Here is a 26,733-nt window from a genome sequence, read left to right as displayed (position 1 = left end):
AAAATGGCAAAGAATTCATTCAATAAAGTAAAGGCCGGTGATCTGGAGCTGAAAGAGAAAGTTGTGGCTATCAACCGTGTTACTAAAACCACCAAAGGCGGTCGTACATTCAGTTTCTCCGCACTGGTAGTAGTAGGTAATGAAAACGGCGTGGTAGGTCATGGTCTTGGTAAAGCAAAAGAAGTGCAGCAGGCTATCACTAAAGGTATAGATGATGCTAAGAAGAACCTGATCAAGGTTCCTGTTATGCACGGTACTATTCCTCACGATCAGTTTGCGAAAGAAGGCGCTGCCAAAGTACTGATTAAACCAGCTGCTCATGGTACTGGTGTAATCGCCGGAGGTTCTATGCGTGCTGTGCTGGAAAGCGTAGGCGTTACCGACGTTCTGGCTAAATCTTTAGGTTCTGCTAACCCGCACAACGTGGTAAAAGCTACCTTTAAAGCATTGGGCATGTTACGCGAACCCATCAGCATCGCCAGAACCAGGAACATTTCCCTGAAAAGAGTTTTCAACGGTTGATCCTCACAGACATCCGAAACGAAAATATTTGTCCGGGAGATTTGAAACTAATTCATTAACAATTAAATTACTCCGCCTTAGGCGGATAGGGGTTTATGGCAAAGATTAAAATCACTCAAGTGAAAAGTGGGATAGACCGTTCCGAAAGGCAGAAACTGACCTTGAAAGCACTGGGCCTGACTAAAATGCACGCTACTGTTGAAGTAGAAGCAACTCCTCAGATCCTGGGAATGGTTCGTAAAGTAGATCACCTGGTAAAAGTAGAAACAGTTAACGCTTAGTAAATAAGTAACACTGCTGTGGGATTGTCCTGTGATAATCTTACTTTTACATTTGTAACTTTACATCACACACACTTTTATTTAAAGCGAGCGGTTAATTTCCGCGTAAGTAAAAACAATTAATCATGAATCTGCATTCATTAAAGCCTGCAAAAGGCGCTGTACATAAAGTGAAACGTCTCGGACGTGGTGAAGCCTCCGGTAAAGGTGGTACTGCTACCAAAGGTAACAAAGGTGGTCAGTCACGTGCCGGTTATTCCAGCAAAAGAGGTTTCGAAGGCGGCCAGATGCCAATCCAACGCCGTATGCCTAAACGCGGCTTCAAAAATAATAACCGGGAAGAATACACTATCTTCAACCTGGGCCAACTGGATCACTTAGTTGAAAAATACGGTCTCCAGGATTTCAACATGGAAAACCTGTTTATGAACGGTTTGGTTAACAGAACTGCCAAAGTTAAGATTCTGGCTAATGGCGAACTGAAAACCAAGGTCTCTGTCAAAGTGAACGCGATCAGTGAGAAAGCTAAACAGGCCATCGAAACAGCAGGTGGATCAGTAGAACTGGTATAAGACTTTACGACTGAGGAGACGCCTACGGAGTAGTGCGTCTTTTCATATTTAATAGCGCTATAAAACCTTTATCTTCCTGTGAAGAAATTTATCGAAACGATTAAGAATATCTGGAGTATTGAGGATTTGCGTAATCGCATCTTAACCACCCTGCTCCTGGTCCTCATCTACCGTATAGGATCCTATATAGCTTTGCCTGGTATTGATGCAAACGCCCTCACTGACTTTGAAAAGAATTCCAATCAGGGAATCCTGGGGCTGTTTAACATGTTTGCCGGTGGATCGTTTTCAAGGGCCTCTATCTTTGCGTTGGGTATCATGCCCTACATCTCCGCATCCATTGCTATCCAGTTATTAACGATAGCAGTGCCTCACTTCCAGAAACTACAGAAGGAAGGAGAGAGCGGCCGCAAAAAGATCAATCAGTTTACACGTATCCTCACGGTAGTGGTAACTGGCTTCCAGGCAAGTGCTTACGTGGCATATCTGCGTAATCAATCCGGTGGCGCTATTATCCCTGAATACGGCGTCTTCTTCTTCTGGCTTTCTACCACTGTTGTACTTACTGCAGGTACCCTGTTTGTAATGTGGCTTGGTGAAAAGATTACAGATAAAGGTATCGGTAATGGTACTTCCATCATCATCATGATGGGAATCCTTGCCCGCTTACCAGAAGCGTTAATTGCAGAATTCTATACCAAGGTTGCAGGTGACGCGGGTGGACCGATCCTCTTCCTGCTGGAAATTGCCATCTTTATTATTATTACGGTGGGGCTTATCCTGCTGGTGCAGGGTACCCGGAAAATACCGGTCAACTACGCCAAACGTATTGTAGGCAATAAACAATATGGTGGTGTACGCCAGTTCATTCCCCTCAAGGTGAATGCGGCAGGTGTAATGCCGATCATCTTTGCCCAGGCTATTATGTTCATTCCGGCTACTTTAATAGGCTTCGCTACTTCTTCTGAAAGTGCGTCCGGCTTCATACGTATCTTCAGTGATCATACAAATGCCTGGTATAACCTGATTTATGCCATACTGGTAGTTGTATTCACCTACTTTTATACTGCGTTGATCTTCAATCCTACCCAGATGGCGGATGAAATGAAACGTAATAACGGGTTCATTCCCGGTGTTAAACCCGGTAAATCTACCGCCGATTACATCGGTGCAGTAATGGACCGTATAACCCTGCCTGGTGCATTTTTCCTGGCTATAGCAGGTATTATGCCCGGTGTAGCAGCTGCATTCAGGATCAATAGTAACTTTGCTACCTTCTTCGGTGGTACTTCCCTGTTGATCATGGTGGGCGTTATCCTGGATACTTTACAACAAATAGAAAGCCAGCTGCTGATGCGCCATTACGATGGTCTGATGAGCACTGGACGTATCAAAGGCAGATCAGCTCCGGCTAATGTATAAAATGATTGTACGCCCCGGCGTGTAACCGCAATAAAATAGCCACAGAAGCTTTTATGCTTTAGTGGCTATATTATTTTGAATAAAGCTATTGACCCCCGGCAGCCGGCTTTTAGCGAAGACCTGTCTGCTAAGTGCCAAGGCTACAGAAGGATTGTTATGATTCATTATAAGACGAAGGAAGAAATAGAACTGGTGCGCAAAAGTGCGCTGCTCCTGAGTGCAGCCCTGGCAGAAGTAGCCAGAACGCTGAAACCGGGAATGAGCACGCTCGATGTAGATGCAGTAGCAGACAAGTTTATAGTGGAGAATGGGGCAGTACCCTCTTTTAAAAACTATAAAGGATTTCCAAACGCCTGCTGTATCTCTGTCAATGAAGCAGTAGTGCATGGCATTCCGAATAAATATGTGCTGAAAGACGGTGATATTGTAACAGTGGATGTAGGTGTGTATATGAATGGTTATCATGCAGATAGCGCCTATACTTTTGCGATTGGCAATGTGGCGGAAAATGTACTCCGTCTCATGAGTGCTACCAAAGCATCGCTCTACAAAGGTATTGAGAAGGCGATCATCGGTAACCGGATCGGTGACATCTCTTACGCAGTACAGGAATATACAGAGAAAGAGCGTGGATACGGCGTGGTAAGGGAACTGGTGGGCCATGGGCTCGGCCGGCACCTGCACGAAGATCCGCAGGTTCCTAACTACGGTAAACGCGGAAGCGGTCCTGTAATCAAGGAAGGCCTGGTAATAGCCATTGAACCCATGATCAATCTCCGTTCAAAAGACGTGGAATACCTGGAAGATGGCTGGACCGTAGTTACCCGCGACAACAGCCCGTCTGTTCATTTCGAACATACCGTGGCCGTTGGAAAAAGTAAAGCGGACGTATTATCTTCTTATACAGAGATCGAAAAAGAAGAAAAAAACAACCCTGAACTGAACGCAAATTACTAGCAGTTGCCAGTGTATTTGTCGGAAATAACAGGGGCTTTTAGCAGGAAAAATGCCGGATTTTGGCAGGAAAACCGACAATTATAATAATAATAAAGGTAAATTTTTCTATTTCAAAAGATAAATGCTATCTTTGCAGTCCTAAAAATTTTTATGGCAAAACAGGCACTCATTAAACAGGATGGAATAATATTAGAAGCCTTGTCGAACGCTATGTTCCGTGTAAAATTGGAAAATGGGCATGAAATCCTGGCCACCATTTCTGGAAAAATGAGAATGCACTATATCCGCATTCTGCCAGGAGATAAGGTGGGAGTGGAGATGAGCCCATACGATTTGTCAAGAGGCCGTATAATTTTCAGATACAAATAAGTGCGGCGGGGAATAAGTGAAGATTGGACGTATAAGTTAAAAATAACATAACCTTTTTATAAAATAATAATCATGAAGGTAAGAGCTGCAATCAAAAAAAGAAGTGCGGATTGTAAAATAGTTCGTAGAAAAGGTGTTTTGTTGGTTATCAACAAAAAGAATCCTCGTTTTAAACAACGTCAGGGTTAATCGGTTCCCCTAAACGGAATTTGATTTTTTAATCAGAATCATAAAATCTAAAATAGAAATATGGCACGTATAGCCGGTATAGATCTTCCTAAAAATAAAAGAGGAGAAATTGGCCTCACCTATATCTTTGGTATAGGCCGTTCTACCGCCCAATATATCCTTAACAAGGCGGAAATTGATTTCAATAAAAAGGTGAAAGATTGGAATGACGATGATCAAGCTGCCATCCGTAATGTTATTACAGGTGAGTTTAAGGTAGAGGGTCAACTGCGTTCTGAAGTACAGATGAATATCAAGCGTTTGCTGGATATTGCCTGCTACCGCGGTCTGCGCCACAGGAAAGGCTTGCCGGTAAGAGGTCAGCGTACACGTACTAACAGCCGTACCCGTAAAGGTAAACGTAAGACAGTGGCTGGTAAGAAAAAAGCAACTAAGAAATAGTAAATAAAATCCCAGGTTGAAATCCCAAATTCCGGATTAGCGGAGTTTTAAGGACGGAGATCGTTCGATTACAATTTGGGAGCTGGAATTTCATATTTGGAATTTAAATAATTATGGCAAAAGCAAATAATACAAAAACTGCTGCTAATAAAAAGAGGGTAGTAAAAGTAGATAACTACGGAGACGTACATATCTCTGCTAGCTTTAACAATATCATCGTAAGCATCACCAACAAGCATGGTCAGGTTATTTCCTGGTCTTCTGCTGGTAAAATGGGCTTCAGAGGTTCTAAAAAGAACACGCCATATGCAGCTCAGCTGGCTGCACAGGATGCTGCGAAAGTTGCTATGGACGCTGGTCTGAAAAGAGCAGATGTATTTGTAAAAGGCCCGGGAGCTGGTCGCGAAAGTGCTATCCGTGCTATCGCCAACTCCGGTATCGAAGTGAGCATGATTAAAGACGTTACGCCTTTACCGCATAACGGTTGCCGTCCTCCTAAGAAAAGAAGAGTATAGGAATATAAACTATCAGACTCCAGATACCGGATTTCTTATGAAGTCAGGTATCTGGACTTTGTAATTTATTATTTATAAATTGGGTGTATGATCAGGTTTTCAGATTTTTTGAAGAGCATACATCATTAACTAAAAAATCTAAAGTATATTCAATCATGGCAAGGTACACAGGCCCAAAGACCAAAATTTGCAGAATTTTTGGCGAACCCATTTTAGGTAATGGTAAATATTTAAGCAAGAACAGCAACCCTCCGGGTATGCACGGCGCTAACCGTAAACGCAAGCAATTAGGCGAATACGCGCTGCAGCTGAGAGAAAAACAGAAAGCAAAGTATACCTATGGTCTGATGGAACGTCAGTTCCGTAATCTGTTTGACGAAGCTACCCGTAGAAAAGGTGTTGCCGGTGAGGTATTGATTAAACTGCTGGAAGCCCGTCTGGACAACACCGTGTTCCGTCTCGGTATCGCTCCAAGCCGTCCTGCTGCCCGTCAGCTGGTATCTCATAAACACGTTACCGTTAACGGTATAGTGGTTAATACCCCTTCTTACCAACTGAAACCAGGTGATGTTGTTAGTCTGAAGAACAAAACAGCAAACAATACCGCATTAACCAGCGTTATTCGTGGAAAAAACCCTAAGTTTAGCTGGTTGGACTGGAACGAAAAAGAAATGAAGGGTATATTCATTGCTTACCCTGAGAGAGAGAGCGTTCCTGAAAACATCAAGGAACAACTGATCGTGGAATTGTACTCTAAGTAATAAATATTAGTCCATGGCTCCGGCCATGGACTAACTTCATATTTAAACTAATAAATCTATCATATCAATGGCAATTTTAAATTTCCAGAAACCTGATAAGATCGTATTGCAGAAGTCTACCGACTTTGAAGCTCAATTCGAATTCCGTCCATTAGAACCAGGTTATGCTGTGACTATCGGTAATGCGTTACGTCGCGTACTGTTGTCTTCTTTGGAGGGCTATGCCATTGTGGGTATTAAGATTGAAGGAGCAGATCACGAGTTCGCTACACTGAAAGGTGTTACTGAAGACGTTACAGAGATTATTCTGAGCCTGAAACAGGTTCGTTTCAAAAAAATCTCTGAGAGTGATGTAACGAACGAAAAGATCACGCTGTCGATTAAGGGCAAAACAGAATTTCGCGCTGACATGATCGAAAAAGCCACCAGTGCTTTCCAGATTATGAATCCTGAGCTGTTAATCTGTACCCTGGATCCTTCTGCCAAGCTGGATATCGAACTGACCATCGGCAAAGGCCGCGGTTATGTTCCAGCTGAGGAAAACAAACCCAAGGATGCAGTATTCGGCTACATCGCTATCGACTCTATCTTTACACCTATCAAGAACGTAAAGTACAGCATAGAAAATACCCGTGTGGAACAAAAAACGGATTATGAGAAACTCATTATGGAGTTGATCACAGACGGTACTATCCACCCGGAAGAAGCAGTAAAACAAGCTTCCCGCATCCTGATCCAGCACCTGATGATCATTACTGATGAAAACATCAGCTTTGATACCAAGGACACGGAAAAAGAAGACGTGGTAGATGAACAAACACTGCAACTGCGTAAGATCCTGAAAACACCACTCGAAGATCTCGATCTGAGCGTACGTGCTTTCAACTGTCTGAAAGCAGCTAAGATCAATTCACTGAGCGAACTGGTACAATACGAACAGGAAGAACTGATGAAGTTCAGAAACTTCGGACAGAAATCCCTGAGCGAAATTGAACAGGTATTAGGCGAAAGAGGTCTGCACTTCGGTATGGATCTGTCTAAACTGAAACTCGAAGAAGAATAAAATCATTTTCGAATTTTCGAATTTTTTGATTTTGGAATTTTGAGATTTTGTTTTAGTAAGAGATTTTCTTTTGAAACAAAACCCCGAAATCAAAAAATCAAAAAATTCGGAAATCCCAAAATGACCGTATAGTCACCCACTTTAACAATGTACCTTACAATTCCTGACACGGTGTAAGGGGTAAAACAAAAAATGTCATGCGTCACGGAAATAAATTAAACAAATTAAGCAGAACAGCTTCCCACCGTAAAGCCCTGATGTCCAATCTGGCTTGCGAATTGATCAGCCACAAACGTATCAACACTACACTCGCAAAAGCAAAAGCACTGCGCGTTTATGTTGAACCATTGCTGACAAGAGGAAAAAACGATTCTACCCACAACCGCAGAATCGTGTTCAGCTATCTGCAGGATAAAGAAGCTATCAAAGAATTGTTCGGTACCATCAGTGAAAAAATAGCTACCCGTCCCGGTGGTTATACCCGCATCATTAAGCTGGGTAAACGTCATGGGGATAACGCAGAAGTAGCCATGATTGAACTGGTTGATTTCAACGAAATCTACGGTGTAAGCACTGAAAAAGCAGCTGCTAAGAAAACCCGTCGTGCCGGTGGTGCAAAAAAGAAAGCTACTGACGAAGCAACAGAAGCTACAGCTGCAGATACTACTGCAACTGAAGAAAAACCAGCTGAGTAATCTTATAGTACGATATGAAAAAGGACAAAGCCCCGCTTTGTCCTTTTTTTATGCCAAAATAAATGCATAAATTTCGTAATATTATTACCGGATCCTTTCGGAGAAACTTTTAATGAACCTCCTATGAAATACCTGCCGTGCGAAAGCTGTGGTCATGCCAACGCATTAAAATCGGAATACCTTACTTTTTGTGATGCCTGCGGCAGGAAACTGCCGAATAATTTTGCGGAATGGCGTAAACGTTATCCCCTGGGCTCCTACCCCGAATACCGTCAAGCGGTAGGCATCTTCATAAAAAAAGAAAAACCCGGCAGAACTGCCGCCTGGATGAAAAAACAATTCCAGCCGGGCAACCGGGGAAAAGTGATCCTCTTTTTTTCACTGGTGTTTGCATTGATGGTAACGGCAGGAACCTTATTTGGTAAAAGGGCCGTCTTTACCCTGCTGTATGCCAAAGTACCGAAGTCAAGTTTGTATAGTAACTGGCAGACGGCCACTATAGGCCGGCAGGCGCTGGAGATAAGTACGCCGGTGAAGCTGTGGGTACACGACCAGCCACTGGGCACAGAAGGGGCTAAAACCATTGAATACGCGAAGAGCTACCGGAACCAGGATGGCGATGGTATCCAGATTGCCGTAAATATGTTCAGCTACTGGAATAATGTGGCCAATGGACTGGAAGGTGCGGTAGAAGAATCACATTATGCTTTACAGGCAGGCGGACAAATAACCGATATGCGTTGCAAATCGGTACGGGTGCTGATATCTGGTATGCCCGGCATACTGGAAGATGGGAGCTATCTGTATAAAGGCGCTATCAGACTGGCTTTCTGCAACCTGGTGATGGTCAGGGGAAACAGCCGCTGGCTGGTCCATATTAATTATAGGAACGACGACCCCGTAGGCCGGCAGGTAGCGCAGCGGGTACTGAAATCTATAAAAATCAGGTAAATATCTGCTTACTGAGAAAAAAATTCTGCAATTAACTGTTGCATTTCATAACTTTGCACGGTTTTTTATCCGAACCTTCAGGGCCTAATACACCCCTTGAAGGTTTTTTTTAAAATATAAAACAAGAACAGATACCACAAATGCCTCAGACAAGAACCATCCAGCCTGCCATACTGTTGCTAGACGACGGTACGGTTTTTCAGGGAAAAGCTTTTGGGAAAATTGGCACTGCTGCCGGTGAATTAGCTTTCAATACCGGTATGACGGGTTACCAGGAAGTGTTTACTGACCCTTCTTACAAAGGACAGGTGCTTATCATGAACAACTGCTACATCGGTAACTATGGCACCAAGAAGGACGACGTGGAAAGTAGCAGCGTTAAAATCAGTGGTCTGATTGCGAAAAACATCTCGTATAACTATTCCAGGCATATGGCTGATGAGTCGCTGGAAAAGTTCCTCACTGACAATAACCTGGTAGCCATTTATGACGTTGATACCCGTGCACTGGTTTCCCACATCCGTAGTAAAGGAGCGATGAACTGCATCATTTCTTCTGAAACACTTGATGTGGAAAAGCTGAAAGCAGAACTGGCGAAAGTCCCTTCCATGGAAGGTCTGGCTTTATGTCAGGAAGTAAGCACCAAGGAAGCGTACAACATTGGAGATCCCAATGCGGATATTCGTATAGCCGTACTGGATAATGGCGTAAAAAGAAATATGCTGAAGTGTTTGTCTGATAAAGGCGCATACCTCCAGGTGTTTCCTACAGATACCAAGTTTGAAACCTGCGAAGCGTTTAAGCCGCATGCCTACTTTATATCCAATGGTCCCGGTGATCCGGCTCCGCTGACATATGCCGTGGAAACCGTAAAGCAGATCCTCGCAGCAGAAAGGCCCATGTTTGGTATCTGCCTCGGACATCAGTTGCTGGCGCTGGCCCACGGTATCCCTACTTATAAAATGCACCATGGTCACCGCGGGTTGAACCATCCGGTAAAGAACCTGAAAACTGGTTTGTGTGAAATCACTACCCAGAACCATGGTTTCGCAGTAGATCCTGCAGCAGTTGCCGCCAGTGAAAATGTGGAAATTACCCACATCAACCTGAATGATAATTCGGTAGAAGGGATCCGTATTAAAAACAAACCGGCTTTTTCCGTACAATATCATCCGGAAAGCACACCAGGCCCGTTTGACTCCCGCTATTTATTTGATGATTTTTTTGAGATGATCAGAGCGAACAAGCAATAATCATTGTTTACATAAGGAATTGAACCAGGACGGTCCCGAGGAATCGGGACCGTTGTATTTTAAAATTCCACGTTATGAAAACAAACGAAATGGCTATGCAATAAGGCAATAGCGTATCCGCCGTTTTATTACATAACAATATTATAAAAAAAAGGTGTGTTAATGTGAATTCAGGTGCTGAATATTTTCGATTACCGGTGGAGGCGATAGTATTCTGCCGGTTTTAGGAAGAAAACGGGGAATAAAGATAAAAAAATACGGCTCTGTGATCAGAGCCGTTTGCCTTTATAAATTCCACGTTATGAAAAACTGATACAAAAATACGATATTTTGCTAAAACGTTTTAGTTAATCTTTGATTTTGACAGATGACTGATAAATCATCCGTTGTAATAACAAGTCAAAGGTCGCACCAAAAAATCGCTTCCTGAAATTCTCCAGGTTAAATTTTTCTTAAACAAGTTTAGATTTTGTAGCTCATCGTATATGTAAATATTTTTGTTTTGTAGTTATTTTCTGTTTATTCGTAATTATAGATCAAATGTACAAAATAAAACACGATAAAAACAAGAGGTAAGTGTTAAATAATTGCATTTTGCTGAAAAAAAACACACATATATTTATATGTAATATATTTGATCTTCTTTTCTATTTTCTTTTAAATACCCGTTTTACCCGAAAATTATTTGTTGGTACGGCCCGGATATACTTCCAGTGCTTTTTGGAGACAGACCATTGCATGACGAATGTCCTCCTTATTCAATACATAAGCCAGCCTTACTTCATCCTTGCCTAATCCCGGCGTAGCATAAAAACCGGTAGCAGGCGCCATCATCACTGTTTGCTGCTCATAAGAGAAGGACTCCAGGATCCACTGACAGAACTTATCGGTATCATCAATGGGTAAACGTGCCATCGCATAGAAGGCACCACCCGGATTGGGGCAATACACACCCGGAATGGCATTCAGCCTTTCTACCAGGGTATCGCGGCGGCTCATATATTCAGCCTTGATCACGTCGAAATAGTCAGCTGGCAGGTCCACTGCGGCTTCACCGGCAATCTGTGCAAAGGAGGGAGGGCTCAGGCGGGCCTGCGCAAACTTCATCACCGAATCCAGTACCGACTGGTTTTTAGTGACCAGCGCGCCTATACGTCCGCCACAGGCACTATAACGTTTGGAAATAGTATCGATCAGGATCACATTTTCTTCCAGCCCTTCCAGGTTCATAGCTGATAAATGCTGGCCGGTATAACAAAATTCACGGTAAGCCTCATCAGAGAAAAGAAAGAGATTATATTTCAGACACAACTGTCTCAGCACCTCCATTTCTTCCTGGCTATATAAATAACCGGTAGGATTATTCGGGTTGCAGATCAGGATAGCCCTGGTATGTGGCGTGATGGCTTTTTCAAAATCGGCCATAGCCGGCAATGCAAAGCCGGTTTCAATATTGGAAGTGATGGTTGTGATCTTTACGTCTGCCTCTGCGGCAAAGCCATTATAGTTTGCATAAAAAGGTTCGGGTACAATGATTTCATCTCCCGGATCCAGGCAAGCCATGAAAGCGAAAATGATGGCTTCGGAGCCACCGGTTGTTACAATAATCTGCTGATAGTTTATCGCGATATTAAACCGCTCGTAATAGGTAACCAGTTTGCGGCGGTAGCTCTCATTACCCGCACTGTGGCTGTATTCCAGGATCTTGAAATCGGAATGCCGCACGGCATCCAATACCTGTTTTGGTGTTTCAATGTCGGGTTGCCCGATGTTCAGGTGATACACATTCACACCTCTTTTCTTTGCTGCCTCAGCATAAGGAACAAGCTTTCTGATAGGAGAAGGCGGCATTTGCTCGCCTCTCTGACTAATGGTAGGCATAAAAATGTTTTAATTCTTTGCCCTGCAAAGATAGGGGGGGACAGGGCTTGCAACAAAAAAACCTTACAGCATCTGCTGTAAGGTTTTAAATATAATACTGTTGTATATACTCAATTGTCTACTGTACCGGTCAGGTGCAGTTCTTTATCCTGATCAACACCTCTGAATTTAACCCAGATGGTTTTGTTTTGCTGACCTGTGCCATTGGCACTGTAGCTTGCGCTGATCTTGCCTTTTTTACCAGGCAGTACCGGTTCCTGTGTCCATTTTGGTGTAGTGCAACCGCAGCTTGCGCGGGCAGCTTCAATCAAAATAGGCTCTTTGGAAATGTTCGTGAATTCAAAATCTACGGCAACTGGTTTGTTTAATTTTGTTTTACCGAAATCAATCGTCTCTTTAGTGAATTTCACTTTGGAATCAGCCGGATTAGTTTGAGCCCATAATGCTGTCGTTATCAGCATGCTCGCAAATAGGGATAAGATAAATTTTTTCATTTTCATATGATGGTTTTAGAGCGACTTGGTTAAAAAATATGAATATCTTTCATGCCAGAAACAAATTTACGGCCAAAAAGTAATAGTTACCTTACAATTTATTAAAATCTTATTAAAAAAAATCAGATTATTTTAAATGGAAGATTAGCAGGCATTTTTCAACTGTATAATTAACCTTACTTTTGTATTTTAACCAAGAGGCATGATAGAAAATAACGAACTATCTATGAATATAGAAAGCCGGTTGTCATTCGAAGAGTTCCGCAAGGAAGTGCTAAATGACTACAGGTTGGCTTGCGAAAGCAGGGAAGTTAGTCTGCTGGCCCGAAAGGAAGTGCTGACGGGTAAGGCGAAATTTGGCATTTTTGGAGATGGTAAGGAAGTGGCGCAGGTAGCAATGTCCAAATATTTCAAGCCTGGCGACTTTCGCTCCGGTTATTACCGCGACCAGACTGTTGCTTTTGCCACTGGTATAGCCACTCCTGAACAATTTTTTTCCCAGTTATATGCCGATCCTGATCTGAACCATGACCCGTTTTCCGGTGGCCGTCAGATGAATTCTCATTATGCTACGCCTAACCTGGATAAAGACGGAAACTGGCTGAACCTCAAAGAGATGAAGAACTCCGCAGCTGATATGGCGCCCACAGCCAGTCAGATGCCCCGTTCACTGGGATTGGCCTATGCATCCAAATTATTTCGTGAAGTAGAAACGTTGAAACAGTTCGAAGGACTGTCTGACAACGGCAATGAAATATGTTTTGCTACTATCGGTGACGCCTCTACGTCGGAAGGTCATTTCTGGGAAACCATGAATGCTGCCGGTGTATTACAGGTGCCATTGGCCGTATTTGTATGGGATGATGGATATGGTATCTCTGTTCCACGGAAATACCAGACTACTAAAAACTCTATCAGCGTTGCACTGGAGGGCTTCCGTAAAACAGAAGGCTCCAACGGTTTTGATATATACAATGTAAAAGGCTGGGATTATGCCGGCATGTGCGAAGTATTTGAAGGAGCTATCCGTAAAATACGGCAAACCCATGTTCCTGCCCTGTTTCATGTAGAAGAGATCACACAGCCGCAGGGTCATTCTACCAGTGGTTCCCACGAGCGTTACAAAAGTAAGGAGCGGTTATCATGGGAAAGGGAATTTGACTGCAACCTCAAAATGAGGTCCTGGATTATCGAAAACGCTTTGTGTGACGAAGAAACCCTTGCTGCACTGGAAGTTGCGGCCAAAGCGTTTGCACAGAATGCCCGTAAATCGGCCTGGGAAAAATACATCGCGCCCATAAAAGCCGATGTACAGGTATTCAGTTCCCTGGCAACATCTATTGCTGCCATTGACGGTGCTGATGCAGGAATGATCAACAAGTTTATCCGTGAACTGAAAGCCAACCGTGAACCACAGCGCAGGGATATGCTGAAAGCTGCTGCCACCATACTTGTCAAACACCGGCACCTGAATGCAGAACCAGCCATGCAGGCTTTGCAGCATTACTATAGCCAATACCTGGAAAAAGGAAAAGAAAATTATAATTCATACCTGCATGCCACCGGCGTAAACGCTGCCCTCAATGTACCGGTAATACCGGCTACATACGGGGAAAAGCCCATTACCCTAAACGGATATGAAATACTGAATAAATATTTTGATCAGCTGTTTACCAATAACCCGAAAGTTTTTGCTTTTGGTGAAGATGTAGGTAAAATAGGAGATGTAAACCAGGGCTTTGCCGGGTTACAGCAAAAACATGGTACACAACGTATAACCGACACCGGTATACGTGAGCTGACCATTATAGGACAAGGCGTTGGAATGGCTTTGCGTGGCCTGCGCCCTATTGCGGAAATCCAGTACCTGGATTACCTGCTCTATGGTTTGCAACCGCTCAGCGATGATGTAGCCTCGTTGCAGTACCGTACCAAAGGGATTCAGCATTGCCCCCTCATTGTACGTACACGCGGGCACAGGCTGGAAGGCATCTGGCACAGCGGTTCCCCGATGGGCATGATCATCAATTCCCTGCGTGGATTGCACATATGTGTGCCGCGCAATATGGTACAGGCAGCCGGTATGTATAATACCCTCCTGTATGCCAATGAACCGGCGCTGATGATAGAATCTTTAAACGGTTATCGTTTAAAAGAGCAGTTGCCGGCTAACCTGGAAACATTCACCGTACCATTGGGTATTCCGGAAATATTGTGGGAAGGAACAGATATCACCCTGGTGACCTATGGCTCTATGACGCGTATACTGGAAGAAGCCATCGTTACGCTGGAAGAACTGGGTGTTTCCTGCGAACTGATAGATGTACAAACGTTATTACCTTTTGATATTCATCACAGTATTCTTACCTCTCTTAAAAAAACCAATCGTATTCTCTTTGTAGATGAAGATGTACCGGGTGGCGGAACAGCTTATATGTTTCAGCAGGTGATGGAACACCAGGGCGGCTACCGCTGGCTGGATGTGGCACCACGTACGCTGAGTGCACAGGCGCATCGCCCTGCTTATGGTTCTGACGGAGATTATTTCTCCAAACCAAATACAGAAGAAGTGGTGAAGATAGTAATGGAAATGATGGAAGAATAGCATTACATCTCCCTAAAAAAATAAAAGAAGAAGCCACCTGATCTTATGGGTGGCTTCTTCTTTTTTTGCCGTATTTTATGCGCGTCATTTCAATATTTTTATACACTAAACACAGGCAGATGAAAAATATAGTTGTACTGGATGGTTATACGCTGAATCCCGGAGATCTTGACTGGGGCCCGTTGGAAGCGTTGGGTAATGTGAAGGTTTATGATCGTACCCAGGAGAAAGATGTGGCAGCACGTGCAAAAGATGCGCATATCCTGCTGACTAATAAATCAGTTATCAGCGGCGCTACTATTCAGCAACTGCCGGAACTGGCGTATATAGGGGTGATGGCTACGGGGTATAATATTGTGGATATCGCAGCGGCAAAAGCGAGGAAGATACCGGTGACCAATGTGCCGGCTTACAGCACTGCTTCTGTGGCCCAGCTTACGTTTGCGCTGATCCTGGAATTATGTCATCATACCGGTTTGCATGCCGGTAGTGTACGTGCAGGGGAGTGGAGCAGCAGTATTGATTTCAGTTACTGGAAGACACCATTGGTAGAACTGGAAGGAAAAACGCTGGGGATCGTGGGGCTTGGACAGATCGGCCAGGCGGTTGCTCGCATAGGGCTGGCCTTTGGAATGAAGGTGGTGGCGCATCATCGTCATCCCGACCGGGACAAGATGGAAGGGGTGACTTTTGTGGACCTGGCTACCTGTTTCCGGGAGTCGGATGTAGTGTCGTTGCATTGTCCATTGAACCAGGAGAATAAGGAATTTGTGAATACAGCCTTGTTGCATACGATGAAGAAAACTGCTTTCCTGGTGAATACCAGCAGGGGGCCGTTGATCCAGGAAGCGGATCTGGCGGCAGCGTTGAAAGAAGGGGTTATAGCCGGTGCCGCGCTGGACGTACTTTCTACAGAGCCGCCGGCTGCTGATAATCCGCTGATCAGTGCTCCCGGAACGATTATTACACCGCATATCGCCTGGGCTACACAGGCAGCGAGAGGCAGGTTAATGCATACTACTGTGGAGAATGTAAGGTCATTTTTGGAGGGAAAGACTCAAAATAATATCATCCGCCAATAAAATAATATCATTTAATTGTAAGAAATTTTGGCGAGATGATAGTAACTGATTAGTTATCATGCATTAATCATTTCAGATAATGGGATTACGTGTATGTTTTTATCGGCAAATCTGCATTGAATAAAATGAACAGATTTTTTTTATTTTGAACAGAAAGAGAAGCTGTTTTGTTTTATTTTTGATTATACGAATAAACGTATAGAATACCCTCATTGCTATATGAAGGTTCAACCAAAACAACATCTCTGGTATTCAAAATCAACCGCTATATGAAATCACGTATTCTTTTGGTGGAGGATGACGAGTTCTTTGCCAAGGTATTGAAAAGACAACTGGAACGGGCCAACTTTGATGTAATACATGCTTTGGATGGCCAGGATGGTTGGGAAAAATTCCAGCAAACGATTTTCGATCTCTGCATCCTGGATGTGGTGATGCCGCGTAAAGATGGTTTTGCCCTGGCGGCTGATATCCGTACCAGGGATCTGAACATACCTATTGTTTTCACGTCGTCCCGTTATATGGAGCGCGACAAACTGGCGGGCTTTGATGTGGGCGCCGATGATTACCTGGTGAAACCTTTCAATACAGATGAACTGATTAGCCGGGCCATCGTTTATATTAAGCGGAGCCGCCTGTTACGCAGCGAGAAACGGATCGTTTTCACTATCGGAAATCTTGTTTTTGATTATACACAATTGCAGTTGAAAGAGAAGTTGACCGGGAAGTGTATCACTATATCTCCCAAAGAGGCGGAACTGCTGCGTTATCTCTGCGAAAATTCGAATAAAAGAATGACGCGGGAACACATTCTGACGAGTATATGGGGGGTGGATGGCCACATGGCGCAGCGTGTGATGGATGTATACCTGAGCCGGTTGCGTAAGCGTATAGCGATGGACCCCCTTGTTAAAATTGAAACCTTCCACGGCAGAGGACTGATGCTGGTGATCAACGAACTGGATCGCGCACATGTCATTGCCAAAGCATAAACTTTTTTTCTTTGACCATCATCCCATGAAAAACGTCCCGGTGAGTTACCGGGACGTTACCTTTATATGTATATGCGATGCTGTAATTATTTCAGATTGTAGAAAACCTGCTGTACATCTTCATCCTGTTCCAGCCTGTCTACCAGTTCCAGTACTTCTTTGGCTTCTTCTTCATTTAACTCTACTGTAGTGGTGGGGATACGTTTCAGTTCTGAGCTGATCACTTCCAGTCCTTTATCTTCGAGGGCTTTCGCCATGTTACCAAATTCAGTGAAGGCTGCACGGATAATGATATGACCTTCTGTGTCTTCCCCTATTTCTTCCAGGCCAAAGTCTATCAGTTCCAGTTCCAGTTCTTCCAGGTTCTGGCCTGCATTTTTTATTTTAAATTCTCCTACACGGTTAAACAGAAATCCAACGGAACCGCTGTTGCCCAGGCTTCCGCCACCTTTTGTAAAATGCATGCGCAGGTTGGCAACGGTACGGGTGGTGTTGTCGGTAGCTGTATCAATCATGATGGCCACACCATGGGGAGCATAACCTTCATAAACAACTTCTTCGTAATCAGTCTTGTCTTTACCCATGGCACGCTTAATAGCCGCGTCTACGCGGTCTTTAGGCATGTTTACGCTCTTGGCATTGAGGATGCAGCGACGAAGGGAAGGATTATTATCCGGTTCAGGACCGGCTACTTTAACGGCTATGGCAATTTCTTTTCCTATCCTGGAAAATGCTTTCGCCATTTTGTCCCAGCGGGCAAACATGGTTGACTTTCTTACTTCAAATATTCTTCCCATTTTGAGTGATATATAATTATTGGTTACTTTAAAACAGATTGCAAAAATAAGGATTTCCGAATTTAAGGTTTCCGAATTTTAGAATTTAACTAAAAACGGAGAACAAAAGCGGATAAGATAGATGTCCGCTTTTGTTCTCCGTATAGTTATAAGTCGCTAAATCCGTAAATTTCTAAATATTTATTCTTTATCCAACATTTTACGGGCCTTACTATGCTTCACACTATAGCCGAAGTAAATAATAAGTCCTAATCCCAGCCATACAAATAACCTGGCCCAGTTTTCCAGGCCGAGGCTGATAATCATCATCAGGCAGAAGCCTGCGCCCAGGATCGGAATAAACGGCACAAACGGTGTTTTAAATGAACGGGGTAGTTCCGGATTGCTTTTACGCATCACCACCACACCTATACATACCAGCACAAAGGCAAACAAAGTACCGATACTGGTCATATCGCCTACCACGTTATCAGGAACAAATGCGGCAAACAGCGATACAAACGCAAAGAACATCCACTGTGAGCGGTAAGGCGTACGGTATTTAGGATGTAGTTTGGAGAATATAGCAGGAACCAGTCCATCGTTACTCATAGAGTAAAATACCCTTGTCTGACCCAGTAACATTACCAGGATAACAGAAGAGAACCCAGCCAGGATAGCTACTGTAATGAAAGTAGACAACCACTGGTAGCCCGGCATGTAAGTATCAATAGCATATGCAACAGATGCTTCACCACCTGCTTTCAGGAAATCCTGGAAAGGCGCGATGCCGGTAAGTACATATGAGAAGAGAATATATAATACAGTACAGATAACCAGCGATACGAGGATACCTATAGGCATGTTCTTTTTAGGATTCTTTGTTTCCTGCGCAGCGGTAGAAACAGCATCGAAGCCAATGAAGGCAAAGAACACCACCCCGGCCCCTCGCAAAACACCCGGCCAGCCGTGGTTCCAGAAATTGGAGTAGTCTACTATCTGCCCGTTGTGCATTTTAACGGTACCAGCATCAGCCGGGATCGTAAATGGCGTGTGGTGAGCAGGATTGATAAAATGCCATCCCAGGAAAATAAACAGGATAACGATGGCCACTTTGGTAATTACAATGATATTATTCACCATGGCGGATCCCTGTGTTCCCCTGACGAGTAACATCGTGAGCGCCAGTAAGATAAAGAGGGAAGGTATATTCATGATACCTTGTACACCGGCATCAGATGTTTCGAATGGGCTGTGGCACCATTGATAGGGTATGGTGACATGAAAAACATTTGTAAGCAGTTTATTGAGATATTGTGACCACCCGATAGCCACCGTAGCGGCTCCCAGGGCATATTCCAGTACCAGATCCCAACCAATGATCCAGGCGATGAATTCTCCCAGGGTAGCATAAGAATACGTATAGGCGCTACCGGCAATAGGAATCATGGATGCAAATTCGGCATAGCATAACCCTGCGAGGGCGCAACCTATGGCGGCTATGATAAAAGATATGGTCACAGCAGGGCCGGCGTGTTGACCCGCAGCAGCAGCTGTTCTTACGAAAAGGCCCGCGCCGATGATGGCGCCAATACCGAGGGCAATAAGCGATCCTGCACCCAGCGTCCTTTTAAGACCCTTTTCTGATTCTGATGCTTCGGCCAGTAAAACAGACAGTTGTTTTTTAGCAAAAAGTTTGCTCATACGCAGTCGTATTGTGGTTGATGTTTTAAGGTAGTTTAGCTTGTTGTTGAGAATGTTGATGGTCAAATATAATATCTAAAATCAAAAATGGATACTTTTATTTTGCTTGTCCACGCTCAATTGTACCGGTAGAACCTTATTTTTGGGAAATTTTTTGGATACAACACAAATTTATTAAAAGAAGCAAAATTCTGCCACTGCATGAAGAAATCATCGAATCTGCTGACACTGTTTATATTTATTGCCATGGTGGTAGGAATAGGCGCTGGTTATGCTGTATACTATGTATATGGTGGACACACCGGTGCTACTGCTCAAAATGACACGCCGCAGATCTTCGCTGACAGAATCTCTATTCTTACAGATATTTTCCTGCGCATGGTGAAGATGATTATCGCTCCGCTGGTGTTTTCCACACTGGTAGTAGGTGTGGCTAAAATGGGCGATTTAAAGGCGGTAGGCCGTATTGGCGGGAAAACGATGCTGTGGTTTATCAGTGCAACATTTGTATCATTGTTTCTGGGCCTGGTGTTGGTGAATATCATGAAGCCGGGGTTATCCCTGAACCTGCCGCTGCCGGATACGCATGCTACTTCCGGCATTGCCAAAGCGGATATGACGTTGAAGGGCTTTTTCCACCATGTGGTACCGGACAGTGTGATTGATGCCATGGCAAAGAACGAGATCCTGCAGATCGTGATATTTGCGCTCTTCTTTGGGGTAGCGGCTGCTGCTATTGGCGAGAAAGCTGCGCCGGTAGTGAAACTGATGGATAGCGTTGCGTACATCATGCTGAAGGTGACAGGCTTTGTGATGAACTTCGCGCCTTTTGCTGTATTCGGTGCAATGGCTGCCATCATTGCGATGAAAGGCCCGGGGGTATTAATAACCTATGGGAAATTCATCGTGCAGTTTTATATAGGGCTGTTCAGTTTATGGACCGTACTGGCCCTGGTAGGTTGGGTGATCCTGGGAAAACGTGTCTTCGGGCTCCTGGGACGGATCAAGGATCCGCTGTTGCTGGCTTTTGGTACTGCCAGCAGTGAGGCCGCCTACCCACGTACAATGGAAGAGTTGGAGAAATTTGGCTGCGATAACCGCATTGTAAGTTTTGTATTGCCCCTGGGTTACTCTTTTAACCTGGATGGTTCTATGATGTATATGACCTTTGCCAGCCTCTTTATAGCACAGGCTTATGGTATGCACCTGACCATCGATCAGCAGATCACGATGTTGCTGGTACTCATGATCACCAGTAAAGGGATAGCAGGTGTGCCCCGCGCCTCCCTGGTGGTAATTGCCGGTACCCTGGCCATGTTCCATATTCCCGAAGCGGGCCTGATCCTGCTATTGGGTGTGGATCATCTGCTGGATATGGGACGTTCGGCTACCAATGTAATAGGCAATGCCATGGCTACTGCCGTTGTTTCCAAATGGGAGAACAAGCTTGGACCAGATAATGCATCCGCATATGACTTAACAAAGTCATAACAGAATAATTATTATTTTACCGATTCTGAAAGAAAGATAAAGCAAAAGCATGGACCAGATTTTAGAGTTTTTTAAGCACCTCATTAACCCGTCATGGATTATTGAACATGGGGGCTTGTATTTATTGTTAGCAATTGTGTTTGCGGAAACCGGTTTGTTTATTGGTTTTTTCCTTCCCGGAGATTCGCTGCTTTTTATAGCAGGTATCTATAGTGAAGATCTCTGTAGTAGTTTTTTTGATCTGCCTTTTGTTGTGATCATGATACTTATTGCTATTGCGGGTGTGCTCGGGAATATGGTTGGTTTTTGGTTTGGCCAGAAATCAGGCCCGATTATGTTTAAGAAGAAAGACACTTTTTTCTTTAAACAAAAACATTTGCATCAGGCGCACGATTTTTTTGTGAAGTATGGTGGGGGTGCTATTTTCTTCGCCCGTTTCCTGCCTATCATCCGCACTTTTGCACCCATCGTGGCCGGTATTGTGCAGATGGACAGAAAGAAGTTCATGTTGTATAATGTTATCGGATCTTTTTCATGGGTATTTTCCATGATGCTGGCAGGTCATTACCTTGATAAGTTATTCCCGAACCTGAAAGATCATCTGGAGTTGATTATCCTGATCATTGTACTGATCACTACTTTGCCTGTTATATTAAAGCTGGTATTCGGAAAAGCGAAACAGCGTCATAACGATCATGACCATCCGCAATCAGAATTACCGAAAGCGACTGATTCCACTTTATAATTAATAAAAAAAAGAGCCCATGTGGCTCTTTTTTTTTATTAATTTCCACGTTATTTATCAACCAACGTACATGAAAAACGACAAGGGCTCCGTATCTATTTTCAACATAGCGGTGATTGTAGCATCGCTGGGCTATTTTGTAGACATCTATGATCTTCTTCTTTTTACAATTGTAAGGGTACCCAGTTTAAGGGAGCTGGGCTTACCGCAAAGCGAAATTGACGCCGGCGCCGGCATGCTGCTTATTAATGTTCAGATGGTGGGGTTGTTGATAGGCGGTATTTTCTGGGGAATAGTAGGCGACAAAAAAGGGCGCTTAAGTGTATTATTCGGCTCCATCCTTATTTATTCCATCGCTAATATTGCCAATGGTTTTGTACAGGGTATCAACGGATACCTACTGTGGCGCTTTGTTGCAGGCTTCGGGCTGGCAGGGGAGCTGGGTGCCGGTATTACCCTGGTATCCGAAATATTGCCCAAGGAGAAGCGCGGTTATGGCACTATGATAGTGGCTACCGTGGGGGTTTCGGGGGCAGTAGCGGCCAATCTGATTGCCAAACTGGTAGGCGACTGGCGCATCTGTTATTTTATAGGCGGTGGGCTGGGTCTGTGTTTGCTGGTCCTGCGTGTGAGCGTAATGGAATCGCATCTCTTCAATGAAGTACGTGCTTCTGCCGCAACGAGGGGAAGTTTTCTGGCCTTGTTTACCAGCCGCGAACGATTTCTTAAATACCTGAAATGCATGCTGCTGGGTACTCCTACCTGGTTTGTAGTAGGTATACTGGTGGCTTTTTCCAATAAATTTGCTGCAGAAATGCATGTAAAAGGCAATGTGAATCCGGGGGATGCCATTGCTTTCTGTTATGCGGGATTGGTATTGGGTGACTTTGCTTCCGGACTGATCAGCCAGTTGTGGAAAAGCAGGCGTAAGGTGATGCTGCTCTTCCTGGTACTAACTGCAGTGATGGTAACCGTATACCTGAATATGTACGGCGCAGACATGTGGGTATTTTATGTCGTATGTTTCCTGTTGGGCTTTAGTGTTGGCTTCTGGGCCATCTTTGTAACCATTGCGGCAGAAAGTTTTGGTACCAATCTGCGTGCAACAGTGGCTACCACTGTACCAAACTTCGCCAGGGGAATGCTGCCTTTGATTTCTATTCTGTTTATTCAGCTGCAAACATATTTTACGTTCCTGCAAAGCGGGGCTATTGTGGCGGCGATATGCATAGGTGTGGCATTGATAACTGCCTGGAAGATTGAGGAAACATTCGGAAAAGATCTTAACTACCTGGAAGAAGTATAGTTAATAATTTTCCAGCATTTTATCCAGCAGTTTATTCAGTTGGCTAACTTCCTTTTCATTTAAGGATTTGAAAGAATCATCGAGCTGGCCCAGCTCTTCATCAATAGATCTGAGCAGGTCCAGCCCTTTGGTGGTTATTCTAACGTCTACAGCGCGCCGGTCCATTTCGCAGCTTTTGCGCTCTATCAGTTCAGACTTACGTAGTCTTTCCACCAGCCTGGATACATCGCTCATTTTGTCCAGCATCCTTTCTTTCAGCACATTGATGCTGGCTGCTTTGGGGTGTTGGCCACGGAGAATGCGCAATATGTTGAATTGCTGCATGGTGATCTCATATCGTTTAAAGAATTGCTGGTGGCGGGATGTAATCCAGTTCCCTACAAAGATGAGGCTTACAAGCCCCCGCTGGTATTCGTTCTCGAAATTTTTCTGTGTGATCAGTTTTTCCAGATTTGACATACGTTCAGAGTTAAACTAAATAGTGTCAGTTGTATTAGAAGTGTTTCATTTATACCACTTTACAGGCTTCGTATATCGTTCAAAATTACGAATCTTTTTAACACTAATTAACATTAGAGGGTGTTGTAGGAGTGGTATTTTTCCCGTAGAAAAGAATCAAAAAAATTGGGCTGATCAAAAAAAGGGTATCTCTTTTTGATCAGCCCAAATAATATATTGTTAGCCGTTATGCGGTAGTAGACTGCATTTTGTCTAATACTTCCATCACTTCTTTCACATGTTTGGCGGAAGTATCCAGTAATTCTTTTTCTGCTGCATTGAGTTGCAGTTCGATGATTTTCTCAATACCATTTTTGCCAAGTACCACGGGTACACCCAGGTAAATATCTTTCAGCCCGTACTGGCCGCTCAGCCATGCACATACAGGGAAAATGCGTTTTTCATTTTTCACGATGGCTTCTACCATCTGGGCAGCAGCAGCACCGGGAGCATACCAGGCGGAAGTGCCCAGCAGGTTCACGATTTCTCCACCACCTACTTTCGTACGCTGAATAATAGCTTCCAGTTTATCGGCAGCTACCAGCTCTGTAACAGGGATACCGCCTACTGTGGTATAGCGGGGCAATGGCACCATGGTATCGCCATGACCGCCCATGAGGATAGCCTGGATATCTTTAGGGGAGCAGCCAATTTCTTCTGCCAGGAAAGCGCGGTAGCGGGCAGTATCCAGGATACCGGCCATACCAAATACTTTACTGCTGTCTTTGTTGGCGTTGAGATAAGCGCAGTAAGTCATTACGTCCAACGGGTTGCTTACAATAATAATGATCGCATCCGGTGAGTGTTTCGTAATATTTTCAGTAACTGATTTAACGATATTGGCATTCGTGGAAATCAGGTCATCCCTGCTCATGCCTGGTTTGCGGGGAAGTCCCGAAGTGATCACGACCACATCACTGTTGGCAGTCTTTGCATAATCGTTGGTAACACCCGTAATCCTGGTGCTGTAATAATCGATGGGCGCCTGTTGCCATGTATCCAGTGCTTTTCCTTCAGCTGTTCCTTCTTTAATATCCAATAAAACCACCTCTTGCAGAAAATCTTTGTGGGCCAGCACATTGGCACAGGTTGCGCCCACATTTCCAGCTCCTACTACTGTAACTTTCATTTTATCTATAGCTTTAAAAGTGAAGAATGATTGTGATAAACAAATGTAATGATTCAGAATCAGATTAAAAGCCCGCGCAGATACAATTTAACAGGGCCTTACAGGTTCGTGTAATGCAGGAGTGAATCCAGTTTCACGGTACCTTCAAAACCCTTTACGAACTGCTGTTTCTTATTATAAATATATAATCCGGGGAAGTAATGCAGGTCATAGAAATACATGATCTGCCGGGTAGGTTCGCTGGCCATAATAACATTTGGATAGTTCTTAATGTTATAATGATCATAATATTCTTTCATCTGGTCTACCTTAAACGGTGTTACCATCAGTATTTGTGTCTTCTTAAACTTGTCTATATTTTTTAAAACTTCTTCTGTGAGATGTTTGCAATGGTCACAATCCACGCTAAATACAAACACCATTGTTTTTTCGTTTTTACGGAGATCATTTTTGTTGATGGTATGACCATCTACTAAAGTGAGCGGAAAAGCCGGAATAATCGGATACTGCAGATAAGGAGCTTTTGAAGGGGTGGAAGTAGTTTGAGCCTTCAGGAGCGCGGGCAAACAGCATAAAATAACGAAAAACACGTGACGCATACTTGTAAAAGTTTCTTGATTTGAGCTTCAATTTACCCCTTTAATGTCATTTATTGGAGAAAAAAGACGAAAATTGGACCGAAAAGAGACTATTCTGCCTAATTTTGGGAATTAGTTGCTCGTTCATATGCAAAAATTTCTACTTTTGCAATCCGTATAAATTTTTAACTTAAAATCAGTAACCTATTTATGGCTACCACCGCAGATATAAGAACAGGATTAATTATCAAGCTGGAAAACAGCTTGTATTCTGTTGTAGAGTTTGGTCAGAACAAAACCGCCCGGGCCGCAGCAAAAGTTTGGGCTAAATTGAAAGGCGTTGACAATAGCCGTTCCATAGAACACACCTGGAACTCAGGTGACACTATCTACCCTGTTCGTATTGAGAAGAAACCTTTTCAGTATCTGTACAAGGATGATACCGGCTATAACTTCATGGACAATGAAACTTTCGAGCAGATAGCGATGCCCGAAAATACCATTGACGCGCCACAATTCCTGAAAGAAGGCCAGGAAGTGAGTGTGCAGATTAATACGGAAACTGATCAGTACATGGCGGTTGAACTGCCCGATAAAATTGTAATGCTGGTTACTTACTCCGAACCAGGCGTAAAAGGTGATACGGCTACCCGTACCCTGAAACCCGCTACCGTTGAAACCGGCGCTACTGTTATGGTGCCGCTGTTTGTAGACGAAGGAGAACTGATCAGGGTAAATACCAAGAACGGAGAATATATTGAGAGAGTAAAAGCATAACCATATAAAGATTTACGATTTTGTGATTTTGGAATTTTGAGACTTGAAATGCAAGCCTCAAAATTCCAAAATCACAAAATCGTAAATCAACACATATTTCCTATAATTTCTAAACCAAAAACTGTCTACATGGACTTTAAACAGATTCAGGAACTGGTAAAAATGATCAACAAGTCAAATATCAGTGAACTGAGCATTGAACAGGACAAGTTTAAGATTACAATAAAGCAGAAAGATAACGAAGTACAACAGGTAATCACCCTCCCAGCGGCCGTTGCACCGGTACAAGCGGTAGCGGCAGCGCCTGTTGCAGCACCTGTAGCCGCGGCCGCCGCCGCAGCACCTGCTCCAAAAGCCGACAACCTGATTACGATTAAATCTCCGATGATCGGTACATTTTACCGTAGTGCCGGTCCGGACAAAGCCGCCTTTGTCAATGTAGGTGATGAAGTAACTTCAGGTAAAGTTGTATGTATCATTGAAGCGATGAAGCTGTTCAACGAAATAGAAAGCGAAGTGAGTGGCAAAATCGTTAAAGTACTTGTAGATGATGCATCTCCGGTAGAATATGATCAACCTTTGTTTTTAGTTGAACCGTAATAATAGCATGTAACTTTTAGCAGTTAGCCTTTAGCCTCTGACAGGATTGTCGGGTTAAAGGCTAACTGCTAAAAGTTAACTGCT

Annotated in this window: 28 protein-coding genes and 1 pseudogene; 22 read left to right on the top strand and 7 right to left on the bottom strand. The window is 43.8% G+C overall.

The window, feature by feature from the left end; translation table 11 throughout:
• The first annotated feature begins 3 nt into the window (after positions 1-3).
• The 14 genes and pseudogenes from rpsE to carA all read left to right on the top strand — a co-directional run bounded on the left by rpsE (position 4) and on the right by carA (position 9,991).
• Positions 4-522 (top strand): 30S ribosomal protein S5, encoded by a 519-nt coding sequence (gene rpsE, locus ABQ275_RS19705; RefSeq protein WP_349314865.1) that lies wholly within the window; start codon positions 4-6, stop codon positions 520-522.
• A gap of 95 nt (positions 523-617) precedes the next feature.
• Positions 618-803 (top strand): 50S ribosomal protein L30, encoded by a 186-nt coding sequence (gene rpmD / locus ABQ275_RS19700; protein WP_349314864.1) that lies wholly within the window; start codon positions 618-620, stop codon positions 801-803.
• A 125-nt stretch (positions 804-928) separates the two neighbouring features.
• A complete protein-coding gene (rplO, locus tag ABQ275_RS19695; RefSeq protein ID WP_349314863.1) occupies positions 929-1,375 on the top strand; it encodes a 50S ribosomal protein L15 in 447 nt (148 codons plus the stop codon).
• A gap of 78 nt (positions 1,376-1,453) precedes the next feature.
• Positions 1,454-2,797 carry a preprotein translocase subunit SecY gene (secY, locus tag ABQ275_RS19690; protein ID WP_349314862.1) on the top strand — a complete coding sequence of 448 codons (1,344 nt, stop codon included), beginning with the start codon at positions 1,454-1,456 and terminating at the stop codon, positions 2,795-2,797.
• Positions 2,798-2,953: 156 nt separating this feature from the next.
• On the top strand, positions 2,954-3,754 hold the full coding sequence (gene map, locus ABQ275_RS19685) for a type I methionyl aminopeptidase (RefSeq protein ID WP_349314861.1): 801 nt from the start codon (positions 2,954-2,956) through the stop codon (positions 3,752-3,754).
• A gap of 150 nt (positions 3,755-3,904) precedes the next feature.
• Complete coding sequence (gene infA / locus ABQ275_RS19680; protein WP_012789309.1) at positions 3,905-4,123, top strand: translation initiation factor IF-1; 219 nt, start codon at positions 3,905-3,907, stop codon at positions 4,121-4,123.
• A gap of 72 nt (positions 4,124-4,195) precedes the next feature.
• Positions 4,196-4,312: a 50S ribosomal protein L36 gene (gene rpmJ / locus ABQ275_RS19675; RefSeq protein WP_073083232.1), complete on the top strand. Its 117-nt coding sequence runs from the start codon at positions 4,196-4,198 to the stop codon at positions 4,310-4,312.
• Positions 4,313-4,372: 60 nt separating this feature from the next.
• On the top strand, positions 4,373-4,753 hold the full coding sequence (rpsM, locus tag ABQ275_RS19670; protein WP_349314860.1) for a 30S ribosomal protein S13: 381 nt from the start codon (positions 4,373-4,375) through the stop codon (positions 4,751-4,753).
• Positions 4,754-4,866: 113 nt separating this feature from the next.
• Positions 4,867-5,268: a 30S ribosomal protein S11 gene (gene rpsK, locus ABQ275_RS19665; protein WP_127044295.1), complete on the top strand. Its 402-nt coding sequence runs from the start codon at positions 4,867-4,869 to the stop codon at positions 5,266-5,268.
• 155 nt (positions 5,269-5,423) lie between these two features.
• Complete coding sequence (gene rpsD, locus ABQ275_RS19660; protein WP_349314859.1) at positions 5,424-6,029, top strand: 30S ribosomal protein S4; 606 nt, start codon at positions 5,424-5,426, stop codon at positions 6,027-6,029.
• Between the two features lie 67 nt (positions 6,030-6,096).
• The gene (locus ABQ275_RS19655; protein WP_349314858.1) at positions 6,097-7,092 is read left to right on the top strand and encodes a DNA-directed RNA polymerase subunit alpha; all 996 of its coding nucleotides are present in this window, start codon (positions 6,097-6,099) and stop codon (positions 7,090-7,092) included.
• A gap of 197 nt (positions 7,093-7,289) precedes the next feature.
• A pseudogene (gene rplQ / locus ABQ275_RS19650) lies at positions 7,290-7,640 on the top strand (50S ribosomal protein L17); the annotation flags it as partial.
• Between the two features lie 270 nt (positions 7,641-7,910).
• Entirely contained in the window at positions 7,911-8,738 is an 828-nt protein-coding gene (locus ABQ275_RS19645; RefSeq protein WP_349314857.1) for a hypothetical protein, read from the top strand.
• Positions 8,739-8,878: 140 nt separating this feature from the next.
• Complete coding sequence (gene carA / locus ABQ275_RS19640) at positions 8,879-9,991, top strand: glutamine-hydrolyzing carbamoyl-phosphate synthase small subunit (protein ID WP_349314856.1); 1,113 nt, start codon at positions 8,879-8,881, stop codon at positions 9,989-9,991.
• A gap of 681 nt (positions 9,992-10,672) precedes the next feature.
• Here carA and ABQ275_RS19635 read toward each other — a convergent pair.
• Entirely contained in the window at positions 10,673-11,872 is a 1,200-nt protein-coding gene (locus tag ABQ275_RS19635) for a pyridoxal phosphate-dependent aminotransferase (RefSeq protein ID WP_349314855.1), read from the bottom strand.
• A gap of 110 nt (positions 11,873-11,982) precedes the next feature.
• Positions 11,983-12,372 carry a DUF1573 domain-containing protein gene (locus tag ABQ275_RS19630; RefSeq protein ID WP_349314854.1) on the bottom strand — a complete coding sequence of 130 codons (390 nt, stop codon included), beginning with the start codon at positions 12,370-12,372 and terminating at the stop codon, positions 11,983-11,985.
• A gap of 196 nt (positions 12,373-12,568) precedes the next feature.
• Here ABQ275_RS19630 and ABQ275_RS19625 point away from each other — a divergent pair, with 196 nt between their 5' ends.
• The 3 genes from ABQ275_RS19625 to ABQ275_RS19615 all read left to right on the top strand — a co-directional run bounded on the left by ABQ275_RS19625 (position 12,569) and on the right by ABQ275_RS19615 (position 17,045).
• Positions 12,569-14,971, top strand: a complete 2,403-nt coding sequence (locus ABQ275_RS19625; RefSeq protein ID WP_349314853.1) for a thiamine pyrophosphate-dependent enzyme — start codon at positions 12,569-12,571, stop codon at positions 14,969-14,971.
• 119 nt (positions 14,972-15,090) lie between these two features.
• Positions 15,091-16,053 carry a D-2-hydroxyacid dehydrogenase gene (locus tag ABQ275_RS19620; RefSeq protein WP_349314852.1) on the top strand — a complete coding sequence of 321 codons (963 nt, stop codon included), beginning with the start codon at positions 15,091-15,093 and terminating at the stop codon, positions 16,051-16,053.
• Between the two features lie 269 nt (positions 16,054-16,322).
• Positions 16,323-17,045 (top strand): response regulator transcription factor, encoded by a 723-nt coding sequence (locus tag ABQ275_RS19615; protein ID WP_349314851.1) that lies wholly within the window; start codon positions 16,323-16,325, stop codon positions 17,043-17,045.
• A gap of 86 nt (positions 17,046-17,131) precedes the next feature.
• Here the strand turns inward: ABQ275_RS19615 and ABQ275_RS19610 are convergent, their stop codons facing one another.
• Both ABQ275_RS19610 and ABQ275_RS19605 read right to left on the bottom strand, forming a co-directional pair.
• On the bottom strand, positions 17,132-17,842 hold the full coding sequence (locus ABQ275_RS19610; RefSeq protein ID WP_349314850.1) for a YebC/PmpR family DNA-binding transcriptional regulator: 711 nt from the start codon (positions 17,840-17,842) through the stop codon (positions 17,132-17,134).
• Between the two features lie 180 nt (positions 17,843-18,022).
• Positions 18,023-19,525, bottom strand: a complete 1,503-nt coding sequence (locus tag ABQ275_RS19605; protein WP_349314849.1) for an amino acid permease — start codon at positions 19,523-19,525, stop codon at positions 18,023-18,025.
• 201 nt (positions 19,526-19,726) lie between these two features.
• Here ABQ275_RS19605 and ABQ275_RS19600 point away from each other — a divergent pair, with 201 nt between their 5' ends.
• The 3 genes from ABQ275_RS19600 to ABQ275_RS19590 all read left to right on the top strand — a co-directional run bounded on the left by ABQ275_RS19600 (position 19,727) and on the right by ABQ275_RS19590 (position 23,067).
• Positions 19,727-21,016 carry a dicarboxylate/amino acid:cation symporter gene (locus ABQ275_RS19600; protein ID WP_349314848.1) on the top strand — a complete coding sequence of 430 codons (1,290 nt, stop codon included), beginning with the start codon at positions 19,727-19,729 and terminating at the stop codon, positions 21,014-21,016.
• Between the two features lie 49 nt (positions 21,017-21,065).
• Positions 21,066-21,761, top strand: coding sequence for a DedA family protein (locus tag ABQ275_RS19595; RefSeq protein ID WP_349314847.1), 696 nt, complete (start codon positions 21,066-21,068; stop codon positions 21,759-21,761).
• 70 nt (positions 21,762-21,831) lie between these two features.
• Positions 21,832-23,067 carry an MFS transporter gene (locus tag ABQ275_RS19590; protein WP_349314846.1) on the top strand — a complete coding sequence of 412 codons (1,236 nt, stop codon included), beginning with the start codon at positions 21,832-21,834 and terminating at the stop codon, positions 23,065-23,067.
• Here ABQ275_RS19590 and ABQ275_RS19585 read toward each other — a convergent pair whose 3' ends face one another.
• The 3 genes from ABQ275_RS19585 to ABQ275_RS19575 all read right to left on the bottom strand — a co-directional run bounded on the left by ABQ275_RS19585 (position 23,068) and on the right by ABQ275_RS19575 (position 25,293).
• Positions 23,068-23,526, bottom strand: a complete 459-nt coding sequence (locus ABQ275_RS19585) for a MarR family transcriptional regulator (RefSeq protein WP_349314845.1) — start codon at positions 23,524-23,526, stop codon at positions 23,068-23,070.
• Positions 23,527-23,752: 226 nt separating this feature from the next.
• Positions 23,753-24,694 carry a malate dehydrogenase gene (gene mdh, locus ABQ275_RS19580; protein WP_349314844.1) on the bottom strand — a complete coding sequence of 314 codons (942 nt, stop codon included), beginning with the start codon at positions 24,692-24,694 and terminating at the stop codon, positions 23,753-23,755.
• A 98-nt stretch (positions 24,695-24,792) separates the two neighbouring features.
• Positions 24,793-25,293, bottom strand: coding sequence for a thioredoxin domain-containing protein (locus tag ABQ275_RS19575; protein WP_349314843.1), 501 nt, complete (start codon positions 25,291-25,293; stop codon positions 24,793-24,795).
• A 189-nt stretch (positions 25,294-25,482) separates the two neighbouring features.
• Here ABQ275_RS19575 and efp point away from each other — a divergent pair, with 189 nt between their 5' ends.
• Positions 25,483-26,049, top strand: a complete 567-nt coding sequence (gene efp, locus ABQ275_RS19570) for an elongation factor P (protein ID WP_349314842.1) — start codon at positions 25,483-25,485, stop codon at positions 26,047-26,049.
• A 129-nt stretch (positions 26,050-26,178) separates the two neighbouring features.
• Positions 26,179-26,649, top strand: coding sequence for an acetyl-CoA carboxylase biotin carboxyl carrier protein (accB, locus tag ABQ275_RS19565; protein WP_349314841.1), 471 nt, complete (start codon positions 26,179-26,181; stop codon positions 26,647-26,649).
• Positions 26,650-26,733 lie beyond the last annotated feature (84 nt).

Source organism: Chitinophaga sp. MM2321, assembly GCF_964033635.1.
GTDB lineage: Bacteria > Bacteroidota > Bacteroidia > Chitinophagales > Chitinophagaceae > Chitinophaga.
Note: the sequence above shows the minus strand (reverse complement) of the source record. Positions and strands in the feature narration are given on the sequence as shown.